The organism is Methanosarcina sp. Kolksee (assembly GCF_000969945.1).
Classification (GTDB): Archaea; Halobacteriota; Methanosarcinia; order Methanosarcinales; family Methanosarcinaceae; genus Methanosarcina; species Methanosarcina vacuolata.
In genome coordinates this window covers 628573-642625 of sequence record NZ_CP009524.1, presented here as the reverse complement: position 1 = coordinate 642625, position 14053 = coordinate 628573, and the positions used below count along the sequence as shown (strand labels likewise).

Here is a 14053-nt window from a genome sequence, read left to right as displayed (position 1 = left end):
ATGATAGGAAGGTTCAGATCAGGAGATGAAATTTTTTACGGAGATATCGAAAATGGACGCGTGTATCCAAAAGGAGGGACTCCTCCCGGGATTTTTGACCTTTCAGAACTTCGTGTCCTTCCGCCTGCGTCTCCCTCGAAAATTGTATGTGTCGGCCTGAACTACCGGGATCATGCTGAAGAGCTGAACATGAAAATCCCGGAAAAACCTGTACTCTTTTTAAAGCCTCCTTCAGCCATTATAGGGCATGAGGACAAGATAATTTATCCGTCATCGAGCTCCAGAGTAGAATATGAAGCAGAACTCGCAATCGTTATAGGCAAACGCTGTAAGAACATCTCAGCCTCAAAGGCCATAGATGTAATTGCAGGTTATACCTGCTTTAATGATGTGACCGCCCGGGACCTCCAGCAAAAGGATGGGCAATGGACAAGGGCAAAGAGTTTTGATACTTTTGCAGCTTTTGGGCCTTATCTTGCTCTTCCCGATGAACTCGATATTATGGATACGAAAATTGCCTGCAGGGTAAATGGGAAAACCAGGCAGGCTTCCAGCACTTCAAACTTTCTTTTTGACATTCCTTATCTTATTGAATTTATCACCGAGATCATGACCCTGGAAGTAGGAGATATCATTGCCACAGGAACTCCTCCTGGCGTTGGAGAACTTCAGCGTGGAGACATTGTAGAAGTTGAGATCCAGGGAATCGGAACACTTAGAAACGAGGTTGTCTGATGCTGCTTGAGCCTATCGGAAATGAACTTGAACTTACCGAGCGCCATCTTCTGGTGCTTAAGAAAGTGATTGAAGAAGCTCCTATTGGGATTCTGAAACTTTCAGAAGTCACTGGAATGCAGAACCATAAAGTGCGCTATTCGCTCAGAGTCCTTGAACAGGCTAACCTTATCAAGCCCTCGGCTCAGGGTGCCGTACCTGGAGATGCGGTTCCAAAATTCCTGGAGGAATTTGAGTCCGAGTTTAAGAAAATCAACGAGAAAATATCCCGCATCCAGGAAATCGAAGCTTCAATTCCCAGGTAAAGGCTCCTGCATGCAAAAGGAGCTTTTTTAAAAGGTCTTTTTCAGTTTTTGTGAGGAATTCCTTCGCTTCGGTGACTTTTTATAACCCTATTTACATGTTTTTTCCTCAATCACAATCACTCTAAATCATTGGATCCAGTTTATTTTTGGAGAAATTCTATGACCTTAAGTCCTGAAGACCTTAAGACAATTGAAAAATACGCCTATCAAAACGCTGTAAAATACGGGAAAGCCCCCCAACCTAAAGCTGTAATGGGCAAAGTAATGGGGGAGTGCCCTCAACTCAGGTCCGACCCAAATGCAGTATCTGAGGCTCTTAACGTTATTATTCCCGAGATTGCAAAGGGAAATCCTGAAGCCTGGGAAGCAAAGCTTTCTGAAATTGCCCCTGAGCTTATCGAAGCCCTTAGTGTAAAAAAGGAACCCGATAAGGGCTTAAAACCTCTTGAGGGGGCAGAAAATGGCAAAGTTGTAATGCGTTTTGCTCCGAATCCCAACGGGCCAGCAACACTTGGCAGTGCAAGAGGCATGGTAGTTAATTCCGAATACGTGAAAATGTACGGAGGAAAATTTGTCCTGCGTTTCGATGATACCGATCCTGATATAAAGCGGCCTATGCTTGAGGCTTATGACTGGTATCTCGATGACTTCAAATGGCTCGGAGTTGTGCCTGACCAGGTTGTTTATGCTTCTGACCATTTCCCTATGTATTACGATTACGCAAGGAAACTTATCGAGATGGGTAAGGCTTATGTCTGCTTCTGTAAGGGAGGAGATTTCAAGCAGTTTAAGGATGCAAAGCAAGCCTGCCCGCACAGGGATACCAGCCCCGAAGAAAACCTTATGCACTGGGAGAAGATGCTTGCCGGGGAATACGAAGACCAGCAGGCAGTGCTGAGGATAAAGACCGATATAAAGCACAAAGACCCTGCGCTAAGGGACTGGGGAGCATTCAGGATAAGAAAGATGTCTCATCCCCGCTCTGAGATCGGAAACAAATACATTGTCTGGCCGCTTCTGGATTTTGCAGGGGCTATAGAAGACCACGAACTGGGAATGACCCATATCATCCGGGGCAAAGACCTTATAGACAGCGAAAAGCGGCAGGGATATATCTACAAATACTTCGGCTGGAAATACCCGAGAACAACTAACTGGGGCAGGGTCAAGATCCACGAATTTGGAAAGTTCAGTACGAGCACCCTGAGAAAAGCTATCGAAGCAGGAGAATACAGCGGCTGGGACGACCCGAGGCTTCCAACAATTAGGGCAATCAGGCGCCGTGGAATCCAGGCTGAAGCTCTTAAGAAGTTCATGATAGAGATGGGGGTCGGAATGACTGACGTAAGCATAAGCATGGAGTCTCTCTACGCCGAAAACCGCAAAATCGTGGACCCTATTGCAAACCGTTATTTCTTTGTCTGGAATCCTGTAGAACTGGAAATTACAGATGCCGAACCGACAGTTGCTAAACTTCCTCTTCACCCTACTGACCATAAAAGAGGATTCAGGGAAATTGCTGCAGGAAATAAAGTACTTGTCTGCACGGAGGATGTCGAAAAGCTGGAAGTGGGTTCTATTATCCGCTTAAAAGATTTCTGCAATATAGAGATTACTTCTCTTTCCCCACTTCAGGCAAAGCTCTCTGATGTTTCTCTTGAAGCCCTTAAAAAAGCAAAGGCAAAAATCATCCACTGGGTCCCACTTGACGGAATAAATGTGAAAGTACGCGGCCCCGAAGGTGATCTTAACGGCATCGGCGAGCAGGGGATTGCAGCCGAACTTGACAAAATCGTGCAGTTCGAACGCTTCGGTTTCTGCAGGATAGATACCGTAAGTGAAGAAGAAGTTGTGGCTTATTTTGCCCACAAATAATTGTCTGGAAGAAAGTGGACAGGAAACTGTTCTATATGTCCAGAAGAAGATGAACAGAAAACTGTTCTCTTTTCTTTTGCTCACTTTTTTTATTCATTTATTCATTGTGTTCCTTATTTCTTATCTGAAGGTGTCTGTAAGTTGTTGATTTGATATTTAAAAATGAGTTTGCCCGTCTTTTTGTCATTTTTTAGAAATATTAATTTTGTGATTTTCAGTAGCGCTCCCTATCTAATTTCTTGACTTTTTTTAGCTAATTTGAAATTCTCAAAAGTTTTTCTTTTATCTTTTTTATACCGAAAAATTTTGCTATTTATGTATGGATTTACTGTAAACTTATTCTTTTTCTCAAAACAAATTTTCTAAAATTACGCACATTTTAAATTTTTTATATAAGTGACAACGTTTAAAAATGTATATATATCTAAATTATTTATCTTTAGATTATTAACATTTTTTATATGAAAAATAAATTAAAGATTAAGGAGTAGGATAAATGGGAACTAACAAAAAATGGCAATCAGTAGCCTTAGCATCAGCAGTTCTGATTTTATTTTTGATTATCGTTTCATCTACTGCATCCGCAACTACTGAGCAAACCGCTTCGCTCACGATCAATAAAACTCAGATAACCACCAGTGGATCAGCAGGGGGTCCTTCTATATATGGTGACAGGATAGTATGGCTGGACTGGCGTAATGGAAACCGGGATGACGGGCCCTTCAATATTTACATGTACAATATCTCCACTCACAAGGAAACCCAAATAACTACCAGTGGATCAGCAGGGGGTCCTTCTATATATGGTAATAGGATAATATGGCTGGATGGGCGCAATGGAAATAGTCAGAATGATACCGAGAGAGGACATGATGTATACATGTACGATCTCTCCACTCACAAGGAGACCCGGATAACCAATAGCACAATCCCTGAGGATGGATTCGGGTATGACCTCGGGATCGCTATCTCCGGTAACAGGATACTGTGGGGTGGCGCATATCGTTATTGCATATATGATATCTCCACTAAGAAGGAAACTCATCTCGACCATGTGCCAATAATCAATCCTGCTTTTTCTGGTAACATAATAGTGGGGGTATCTGATATTGATGCACGTCCGAGTAATCTCACAATGTACGATCTCTCCACTAACAAGAAAACTCAGATTACCACCAGCCATTCAGCATTCAGTCCTGATATCGACAATAACATTATAGTGTGGGCAGATTGGCGCCAGGGAGATAATGGAGAATACTACTCCGAGATCTACATGTATGATCTTTCCACTAAGAAGGAAATTCAAATTACCAACAGCGGATCAACATTATATTATAGTCCTGAAATCTTCAAGGACAGGATAGTTTGGCTGGATGACCGAGGCAATAATAAATATAATATTTACATGTATAATCTCTCAACTCAAGAGGAAACTCACACTAATAATACGTCAATTAGAGGATTTGATTTGTATGGTGATAAGATAGTGTGGTCGGATTGGGACAATGAGAAAACCAATGTCTACATGGGTACTCTCACCAGTTCAAACCTGCCAACTGCTGCCTTCTCTGCATCTCCAACCTCAGGAAAAGCACCAATGAAAGTGCAGTTTAATGACAAAAGTACAGGAACACCAAAGAAATGGAAATGGGATTTTGGAGACGGAACAACTTCAACCAAACAGAATCCAATCCATAAGTATTCAAAAGTAGGAGTTTATACTGTTAAACTTACAGTAACAAATGCTGCAGGCAGCAACACAGTAACAAAAAAAGATTATATAAAAGTTGTAACAAAACCAGTTGCTGCATTCTCTGGATCTCCCACTTCCGGAAAAACACCATTAAACGTTAAATTTACTGACAAAAGCACAGGAATACCTGCGTCATGGTACTGGAACTTTGGAGATGGATCAAAGTCATACCTTCAGAATCCGGTTCATAAGTATTCGAAGGCAGGAGTTTATACTGTTAGCTTAATAGTAAAGAATGCTGCAGGACGTGGCGCGGTAACAAAAACAGGATATATAAAAGTGATATCAAAACCAATTGCTGCATTCTCTGGATCTCCCACCTCAGGAAAAACACCATTAAACGTTAAATTTACTGACACAAGCACAGGAATACCTGCTGGATGGATATGGGACTTTGGAGATGGATCAAAGTCATACTTCCAGAATCCGGTTCATAAGTATTCGAAGGCAGGGGTCTATACTGTTAGCTTAACAGTAAAGAATGCTGCAGGACGTAGCGTGATAACAAAAACAAGATATATAAAAATTATATAAAAATTATATAAAAGTGTAACGAAACCAGTTATACTCTTAAAGTAAATAAAAACTGAATTGGAAAAAGAAAAAAACCAAGGAGAAAGGGCAGTGATGGGATCATATAATATATGATAAACACGCCCTTTGACCTTGTTTAACAATATTTGAGAACCATCCTCATACTCGCAGTTTTCAATAACTGAGTTCCAAGATATAATTTCTTAACTTTTTTAGCTAATTTGAAATTCTCAATGTTTTCGTGTCACGTTTTTGTGCTGAAATACCAGGTATTTCTATGCTAATCGGCTTCAACCAGTCTCTTCCTTACATAATGAGCTGATCCCAAAACTCAATATTTATTCTCTGAATATCATATTCTGGATTCTCAATAGGACTTTTGATCCTGAAAAATAATTTTGAAACTCTTCCTGATGTGGGAATAAAACCAATAATACTAAGACATGAACTGTTTTAATGAGAAACATTGAGGAAATATCGATATTGAAGTAGTTTTTACAGATCAAATAATGAATAATAATAGTAATATAATAATTTTGGAAAGTGCTTTATATAAGGACAAAATATTACTATTTTGGGTAAATTAGGCAAATTTTTTACTTTTCAGCAAACATATTTTTGCAACCAGCCATTAGCAAAATGACCCCATACATGTAAGGACAAACGGCACATTAAAAACGTAAAGGTGACGAAAGATAAAGGAGTAGGATAAATGAAAACTAACAAAAAATTACATTCAATAACCTTAATATCGTTAGCTTTAATTTTGTTTTTAGTTCTCGTTTCATCTGCAGCATCGGCCGATAGTGAGCAAAGTGCTTCGTCTACAGGGACGTACGCGTATATTACAAACGAATTAGGTAGTAGTGTTTCCATAATTGACACAGACACAAACACTGTCACAGCTACCGTACCTGCAGGAAACCACCCTGCCGGAGTTGCGGTCAACCCGGAGGGGACAAGGGTATATGTGGCGAACTTTTATCTGGATAACTATGAAAATACTCTCTCAAACGTAATTGATCCAAAATTAATATTAGTAAAAGGAACAGACGAACATGTGAAGACCGGTGAAGGGACTGTCTCCGTAATCGACACAGCTACAAATACTCTTATAGCCACGGTGCCTGTTGAAAGTTCTCCAGTTGGAGTTGCAATAACCCCGGATGGAAAAAAGGCATATGTAGCGAATCGTGGCAGTGATATTGTCTCTGTAATTGACACCGCCACAAATACTGTTACAGCCATGGTGAACGTAGGAAGCGGGCCCACAGGAGTTGTAGTCACACCGGATGGAAAAAAGGCATACGTGACAAATTTATACGGTAGTGACGTCTCTATAATTGACACTGCCACAAATACTGTTACAGCCACTGTGCCTGTAGGAGACTCTCCTTTTGGAGTTGCAATCACACCGGATGGAGCTAAGGTATATGTATCGAACGCCGGCAGCAACACTGTTTCTGTAATTGATACTGCAACAAACACGGTGACAGCCACTGTGCCTGTAGGAGGCTGGACCTTGGGAGTTGCGGTCAACCCGGCGGGAACAAAAGCATATGTGACGAACTACAATGACGGCACTCTCTCTGTAATTGACACTGCCACAAACATAGTTACAGCCACCGTGTTTGTAGGGAGTGGCCCTTACGGAGTTGCAACCAATCCGGATGGAACAAAGGTATATGTGGCGAACTCTGGAAGCAATACTGTCTCTGTAATTGACGCAGCAACAAATAATATTATAGCTACTGTTGATGTAGGAGAAGCTCCAGCTGCTTTCGGGCAGTTTATATGTCCGCAGAAACCAGGTCCTTTCGCAAATTTTTCTGCAAAACCCACCGAAGGAAAAGCACCACTAAACGTTAAGTTTACTGACACAAGCACAGGAACACCAACGAAATGGAAATGGGACTTTGGAGACGGAACAACTTCAACCCAACAGAATCCAACGCATAAGTATTCCAAAGTAGGGAGTTATACTGTTAAACTTACAGCAACAAATGCTAAAGGCGGTAACACAATAACAAAAACAGGCTATATAAATGTGGTAACAAAACCTGTTGCTGCATTTTCTGCGACACCTACCTCAGGAAAAGCTCCGGTAACTGTCGCTTTTACGGATAAAAGTACAGGAATACCGACCAAGTGGAAATGGAGTTTTGGAGACGGGACAATTTCAAGGGAACAGAATCCAGAACATGAGTATTTACAGGAAGGAAAATATAAGGTTACACTTACAGTAAGCAATGTAGCAGGCGGCAGTACTGTAACTAAAACAAATTACATAACAGTGACAACAAATACAAGACCGGGAATATACTCTGAAAGTGAATAAATCCTAAATTAAAAAACAACAAAAAGTAAAGGCTAAGGGGTAATGCGAATAATTAATCAAATCTGACAAAATTAACCCTTTAGCCTTATTTGACCATATTTCAGAGTCACCCACCTGGTTGTGATTAGAATAACTGGATATTACGATATAATTTTACAAGTTCATTTGAAACGCTTAATGCTTTCCTTAAATGCTTTCCTTTTACTATTTAATGCAGAAAAACCTCGGCTATTTCTGCACAAATTTACTGAGACCCTATACTTCTTCCCAAAAACAAATCAGCTAAAATCAAATATTTGTATAAAGCTTAGATTCGAATGAAAAAGTTTAAAAATGTAGACTATGGGAGTAATTCACATTTTATAATTGAAAAATAAGTTTGGACTTACGCAGTTGAACTGAAAAATCAAGCGCGTCAGGCGGCTAACTGTCTAAAACGTGATTTTAATCCACAGTCGTTGATGTAATTGATTTTGTTCTTCAAGTGCGTAAGTCCTATAAGTGAGAGATGATGGAGTAGAATAATGAAAACTGACAAAAAATTGCATTCAGTAGTTTTAGCATCAGCAGCTCTAATTTTATTTTTAATTCTCATTTCTTCTACAGTATCGGCAGCTACTGTGCAAAGTGCTTCGACAACGGCTCCATGTGCATATATTACGAACCGGTACAGCAACAGTGTCTCTGTAATTGACACAGCTACAAACACTGTAAAAGCAACGGTGGATGTAGGGTCCAACCCATTTGGAGTTGCAGTCAACTCGGCAAGAACAAAAGCATATGTGACGAACTTATATGAAGAGAATTATGATAGTGCCATTTCAGAGCAAATTGCCACAAAATCGACATTAAGTACAAAAACAGAAGAGCATATCGCTACCGGTGAAGGAACTGTCTCCGTAATTGACATAGCTACAAATACTGTTACAGCCACAGTGCCTGTAGGAATCATCCCTGAAGGAGTTGCAGTCAATCCGGCAGGAACAAAGGTATATGTGACAAACCTGGGTAGTAACACTGTCTCCGTAATTGACGCAGCAACAAATACTATTACAGCCACAGTGTCTGTAGGATCCGGTCCCCTGGGAGTTACAGTCAGCCCGGATGGAACAAAAGCATATGTGGTAAACGAATATGACAGCACTGTTTCTGTAATTGATACTGCAACAAATACAGTTACAGCCACTGTGTCTGTAGGAGATGACCCCAGTGGGGTTGTAATAACCCCGGATGGAACAAAGGCATATGTGACGAACTATGACACTGTCTCTGTAATTGACACAGCAACAAATACTGTTACAGATACGGTAACTGTAGAAAGCTTGCCCTGGGAAGTTGCTGTCAACCCGTCTGGAACAAAGGTATATGTTACGAACTTTGGCAGTGATACTGTCTCAGTCATTGACACAGCTACAAATACTGTTACAGCCACGGTGCCTGTAGGAAGTTCTCCAATTGGAATTGCATTCATACCAGACGGAACAAAGATATATGTGGCGAACTCTGGCAGCTACACTGTCTCGGAAATTGACACAGCAACAAATACTGTTACAGCTACGGTAGATGTAGGAAGTAGTCCGGTTGCTTTCGGACAGTTTATAGCCACTCTCTCACCAGGTCCTTTCGCAAATTTTTCTGCAAAACCAACTGAAGGAAAAGCACCATTAAACGTTAAGTTTACTGACACAAGCACCGGAACACCAACGAAATGGAAATGGGATTTTGGAGATGGAACAACTTCAACCAAACAGAATCCAACGCATAAATATTCCAAAGTAGGGAGTTATACTGTTAAACTTACAGCAACAAATGCTAAAGGCAGTAATACGTTAACAAAAACAGATTATGTAAAAGTGGTAACAAAACCAGTTGCTGCATTCTCTGCATCTCCGACCTCAGGAAAAGCACCATTAACCGTCGAATTTACGGACAAAAGTACAGGAATACCGACCAGATGGAAATGGAGTTTTGGAGACGGGACAACTTCAAGAGAACAGAATCCAGAACATCAGTATCTACAGGAAGGAAAATATAAGGTTACACTTACAGTAAGCAATGTGGCAGGCGGCAATACTGTAACGAAGACAAATTACATAACAGTGACAACAAATACCAGACCTGGGACATACTCTGAAAGTAAATAAACCTTAAATTAAAAGACAATAAGAAAGTAAAGGTTAAACGTAATGAACACAAAGGTCTGTTTCAGTCACAACAGAAGAATCATAGTGGGTGACCGAAACAGACCATAATTCTGTTTTCTCTTATTCCGTTTTAGAATTAATACCAGGTTTTTTTGTTCCCTGTACCTTAATCTTTTTCTGAGTGATGAAACTCTGAGTGATGAAACTCTGAGTGATGAAACTCTGAGTGATGAAACTCTGAGTGATAAAACTCTGAGTGATGAAACTTCAACTTTCAGCATAAAACCGCATCAAACAACACATTAAATAAAAATGGCAATTTGAAACGAAGTTTTTGGACAAGAATTAGAAACTTTTTAATATAAAAAATCTAAATATAGAATAAATCTGTAATCGTGGAACAAAAAAGATAATCTACCGCCATGAAGAATCTAATAATGATCGGTATAACGAGAACCCCTATAATGATTCTTCAAGAAAAAGGGGAAACGATATAAGTACAGACTGTGGACCATTTCAAGATGGGATGATGCTAAAATTGAACTACATGGTTCAGGTACTTAATAAATTTTTTATTAGGCCTGCAGATTATCTATAGTTATATCCCGATTTTCATGATTTTAGAAACTCCGGTTCAATCTGTTTATTAAAAAGCGTGGTTATGTAGAAATCCTTTGAAGTCAAGAACTCTCAATTGTTAAAACTGAATTACCTGATACGCTTTTATATATTTAGTTCAGAGCCTATTGAAACTGATTTAGATATGTTTTCTACAAAACCAAAAAAGAAAAACGACTAAATTTTGGAACTGAGTTTTAGAACAACAAAACCTGTATTCGGCAGATCGACATTAAATTTGGATATTTTTTAGGATAGGTATCCTCTTCAAACTGTACGGGAAAAAATAGGTTTCATATAGATACTGGAAGTTTAAAAAATCCCTCAAGTTTACAAAATAAATTAAGACACTAATTCAACTTTCAAAACATGTAATAAAATTATTATGGGTTTTTTGGTTATAATATATTCCCTTGAAATGAAGAGGATATCAGAATAGCGCTTTTCAAACACCCTATTAATTTGCCCTGTATTTAACATGTGTTAACATATGGCCCATGCGCCATCATAAAAAAACATCAGGTCATTTTTACAGCAATATAGTGTGGGATAGAATGCAAGTTCCCAAAAAAACGTTATCAATGAAAATGTTTGGAAAAAGAATTTACCTGCTGAATGCAGGACGAAACATAAGGAGTAAGACAATGAAAATGGACAAAAAATTCTGTTCAGTAGCTTTAGCTTCAACAACCATTGTTTTATTTTTAATTTTAACATTATCTACTATATCGATAGCTACTGCACAAAATACTTCGAGCACGGCTAAATATGCTTACATTACGAATAGCGGCAGCACCACTGTCTCTGTAATTGACATCACAACAAACAAAGTTACAGCCACGATAAACGTAGGAAAATATCCTTATGGAGTTGCAGTAAACCCCGCTGGAACTAAGGTATATGTATCGAAAGAAGCAAGTGGTGTTGTCTCCGTAATTAACACTGCAACAAACAAGGTTGCAGCTACAGTGAGTGTAGGAAAAAAGCCCTGGGGAGTTGCAATTAACCCGGCGGGAACAAAGGTATATGTAGCAAATGAAGGCAGTAAGACCGTCTCTGTAATTGACACTACAAGCAACAAAGTTACAGCTACAGTGTCTGTCGGAAATTACCCTTGCGGAGTTGCAGTTAACCCGGCAGGAACAAAAGTATATGTGGCGAATTCCCTTGATAACACTGTTTCTGTAATTGACACATCAACAAACAAGGCTATAGCCACAATAAAAGTAGGAAATCTCCCTACCGGAGTTGCAGTTAATCCGGCGGGAACAAAGGTATATGTGACGAACGAGTACGACGTTTCTGTAATTGACACAACAAAAAATAAGGTTACTGCCACGGTGACTGTAGGAAAATATCCGTGGGGAATTGCAGTAAACCCGGCCGGAACAAAGGTATATGTGACAAACTATGGAGATGGTACTGTTTCTGTGATTAACACAGCTACAAACAAGGTTACAGCCACAGCGACAGTAGGAAGTTATCCATTAGGAATTGCTTTCAGTCCGGACGGGACTAAGGCATATGTGGCAAAAGAAACAAGCGGAGCTGTCTCTGTAATTAATACAGCCACAAACAAAGTTACAGCTACAGTGAGGGTGGGAAAAGAACCTGCTGCATTCGGGCAGTTTATAAGTTCTGCCACAACATAACATCTAATTAACATCTAATTTCTGTTGCAAACTTCAAAGGCTCGCTACTCTCAGGAAAAAACCCGTTAAATGTTGTCTTTACTGACAAAAGCACAGGAAAAAAGACTAAATGGAAATGGAGTTTTGGATACTGAACCTCCTTAACAAACAGAATCCAGCGCATAAACTGCTGAAGGTTCAGTTTACTGACAAAAACACCAGATAAAGAACAAGGGAGAGCGAGAAAAAGAGAAAAGCTAAAGGGTATATGATTACGGATCAAATCTTTACGGATCAAATCTTTACGGATCAAATCTTTACGGATCAAATTTTGAAAAGATAAACCTGTGTTCCTTATTCATAGGAATTTGGGACGGTTATTCTTTTACATTTTATAGTTGCTGCCCCATAAAACCTGCTATCCTTTTCGCGATTATACCCTCAACTTTCTCTCAAGTTTTCTTAATTTATTTTCGGCTTTTTCTTGAGCTTTTTCTTAACTATCTCTCAACTTTTTCTCGGATTCTTCTGCCTGTTCTTAACCTGGTTCCAACTTTGAATATTACATTAGTGTGTTTATGCCTTTTCCAATTTAGATTAGTTTTTCTATTTTCTTCACCGGTTCCTCTTCAGGAAATAAGCCGCTCCCATGGTCAGCCCCAAAATTCCAAGCCCAGGACCAGGCGATTCTTTTTCTCCGGAACTCTCTTCATTGGTAGCATTTTCATCAGTAGCGTTTTCATTGGTAGCGTTTTTGGCTGCCGGTTCTGCAGCTTCATCGGTTTTGTTTACAGTGGTTTTGGAACTGGTTACTTTTACCATATCGTCCAGGCCCTGCTCATGAGCACTGGCATTCAGATTGCTTTCAAGGACTTTAACGGCATTTGGAACTTTTGGGAAGAGCGGGTAATTATCGGTTCCTCCGCCTGTGATGTTATATGCGGTATCGCAAATACCATTGCTGTTTTCGTCCATACCGGTTTCGCTGTAACCTTTACCTTCAAGGTCAGCCCAGAAGTTCCCTCCTATGTAAGGGCCCCGGACAATATTCAGTTTTGCTTTGAGTGGGCTTTGCCAGAGATTTTCTGCGTTTGCAGCTTTTTCTTCCACATTTTCGGCGTTTTTGAAGTAATTATTATAGATATAATTCTTGCTGCTTGCCTCAAGTGAGATTCCAGGACCGTAATTATAGGCAATTGTATTGTCAATGATATCATTTGAGTTTGAGCTTTCGAGTCTTATTCCTTTTTCGTCAAGGGTAATGAGATTATTGCTTATGGTATTGCTGTCAGAACCTTTGAGAAGAATGCCATATTCGGCTCCCTGAACTCTATTGTTGTTAATGTAACAACTTTTAACTCCTGTAAGCAAGATTCCTGCTTTTTCCGAACCCTCAATGGCAAATCCGCTAAAAGATGCCCTATCCACACTGATTTCAACAGCGCTTTTCGTGGGATCGGCTGCCCTTATCACAGTTTCCTCTGGCTTTCTGGATTCCGACCAGATATAGACTTGCTTATTTATTTTGAGATTTTCAACATAGGTTCCAGGGCTTACAAAAATCGTGTCTCCGGTTTCTGCTTCATCGATTGCGGCTTGTATGGAAATATAGTCTCCTTCAGTTGCCGAACTTACCCTTAAATTAGCGGCCGAGGAGGCAGAGCAAGTGAAGAGAACTGCCAGAGTAATCGCAAGTGCTGTCAGCTTAAAAGCTCTGAAATTCTGTCTTTTTATTCTTCTCATACTAGTCCTTCCTTTACATTTTGAAGCTACCGTTTTCTTTAATCAGGCTTTAACTCTTTAGAAAAAAGAAAGCCTGCCTTTTTCAGGTTTTTTATTGTTTTTAGGAAAAAGCTCTCTCAATACTTTGTCAAGGAAGTAATTTTATCCCTGAATTAATATACCTTTGGGAATAAAAAAATATAAACAGCTATCCTTAAATAATAGTTCAATATCCTCTGATAAAAGAAATTAATCTTCAATTAAAGTCTTAAATACTGTAAAATCTGATATTACACGGAAATTATTGTTATATATTACACTGAAATTATTGTTATATATTACACGGAAATTTGTTATATATTACACGGAAATTATTGTTTTATTATTGTCTCGAATGG

General features: G+C 39.5%; 8 protein-coding genes and 1 pseudogene. 8 read left to right on the top strand and 1 reads right to left on the bottom strand.

Translation table 11 applies throughout. The features are described from left to right. The 8 genes and pseudogenes from MSKOL_RS02830 to MSKOL_RS21520 all read left to right on the top strand — a co-directional run. Nucleotides 1–735: a fumarylacetoacetate hydrolase family protein gene (locus MSKOL_RS02830; protein WP_048153556.1), complete on the top strand. Its 735-nt coding sequence runs from the start codon at nucleotides 1–3 to the stop codon at nucleotides 733–735. After that, the gene (locus tag MSKOL_RS02825; RefSeq protein ID WP_048117847.1) at nucleotides 735–1040 is read left to right on the top strand and encodes a hypothetical protein; all 306 of its coding nucleotides are present in this window, start codon (nucleotides 735–737) and stop codon (nucleotides 1038–1040) included. Before MSKOL_RS02830 ends, MSKOL_RS02825 begins: the two co-directional genes overlap by 1 nt. Nucleotides 1041–1199: 159 nt before the next feature. Next, nucleotides 1200–2915, top strand: a complete 1716-nt coding sequence (locus tag MSKOL_RS02820; protein WP_048153554.1) for a glutamate--tRNA ligase — start codon at nucleotides 1200–1202, stop codon at nucleotides 2913–2915. Nucleotides 2916–3411: 496 nt separating this feature from the next. Then, nucleotides 3412–5202 carry a PKD domain-containing protein gene (locus tag MSKOL_RS21470; protein ID WP_048153552.1) on the top strand — a complete coding sequence of 597 codons (1791 nt, stop codon included), beginning with the start codon at nucleotides 3412–3414 and terminating at the stop codon, nucleotides 5200–5202. A gap of 712 nt (nucleotides 5203–5914) precedes the next feature. Then, a complete protein-coding gene (locus tag MSKOL_RS18605) occupies nucleotides 5915–7540 on the top strand; it encodes a PKD domain-containing protein (RefSeq protein WP_052725318.1) in 1626 nt (541 codons plus the stop codon). Between the two features lie 524 nt (nucleotides 7541–8064). Next, complete coding sequence (locus MSKOL_RS02805; RefSeq protein ID WP_052725317.1) at nucleotides 8065–9684, top strand: PKD domain-containing protein; 1620 nt, start codon at nucleotides 8065–8067, stop codon at nucleotides 9682–9684. Nucleotides 9685–10946: 1262 nt separating this feature from the next. After that, nucleotides 10947–11954, top strand: coding sequence for a YncE family protein (locus tag MSKOL_RS02800; protein WP_231592387.1), 1008 nt, complete (start codon nucleotides 10947–10949; stop codon nucleotides 11952–11954). A gap of 264 nt (nucleotides 11955–12218) precedes the next feature. Beyond that, nucleotides 12219–12275, top strand: a pseudogene (locus MSKOL_RS21520) (hypothetical protein); the annotation flags it as partial. 273 nt (nucleotides 12276–12548) lie between these two features. Here the strand turns inward: MSKOL_RS21520 and MSKOL_RS02795 are convergent. Then, nucleotides 12549–13676: a nitrous oxide reductase family maturation protein NosD gene (locus MSKOL_RS02795; RefSeq protein WP_048153550.1), complete on the bottom strand. Its 1128-nt coding sequence runs from the start codon at nucleotides 13674–13676 to the stop codon at nucleotides 12549–12551. Nucleotides 13677–14053 lie beyond the last annotated feature (377 nt).

What these genes read in the sequence shown, in the direction of transcription:
- MSKOL_RS02830 (WP_048153556.1), top strand. Translation starts at nt 1, where the DNA reads ATGATAGGAAGGTTCAGATCAGGAGATGAAATTTTTTACGGAGATATC.
- MSKOL_RS02805 (WP_052725317.1), top strand. Translation starts at nt 8,065, where the DNA reads ATGAAAACTGACAAAAAATTGCATTCAGTAGTTTTAGCATCAGCAGCT.
- MSKOL_RS02800 (WP_231592387.1), top strand. Translation starts at nt 10,947, where the DNA reads ATGAAAATGGACAAAAAATTCTGTTCAGTAGCTTTAGCTTCAACAACC.
- MSKOL_RS02795 (WP_048153550.1), bottom strand. Translation starts at nt 13,676, where the DNA reads ATGAGAAGAATAAAAAGACAGAATTTCAGAGCTTTTAAGCTGACAGCA.
- MSKOL_RS18605 (WP_052725318.1), top strand. Translation starts at nt 5,915, where the DNA reads ATGAAAACTAACAAAAAATTACATTCAATAACCTTAATATCGTTAGCT.
- MSKOL_RS02820 (WP_048153554.1), top strand. Translation starts at nt 1,200, where the DNA reads ATGACCTTAAGTCCTGAAGACCTTAAGACAATTGAAAAATACGCCTAT.
- MSKOL_RS02825 (WP_048117847.1), top strand. Translation starts at nt 735, where the DNA reads ATGCTGCTTGAGCCTATCGGAAATGAACTTGAACTTACCGAGCGCCAT.
- MSKOL_RS21470 (WP_048153552.1), top strand. Translation starts at nt 3,412, where the DNA reads ATGGGAACTAACAAAAAATGGCAATCAGTAGCCTTAGCATCAGCAGTT.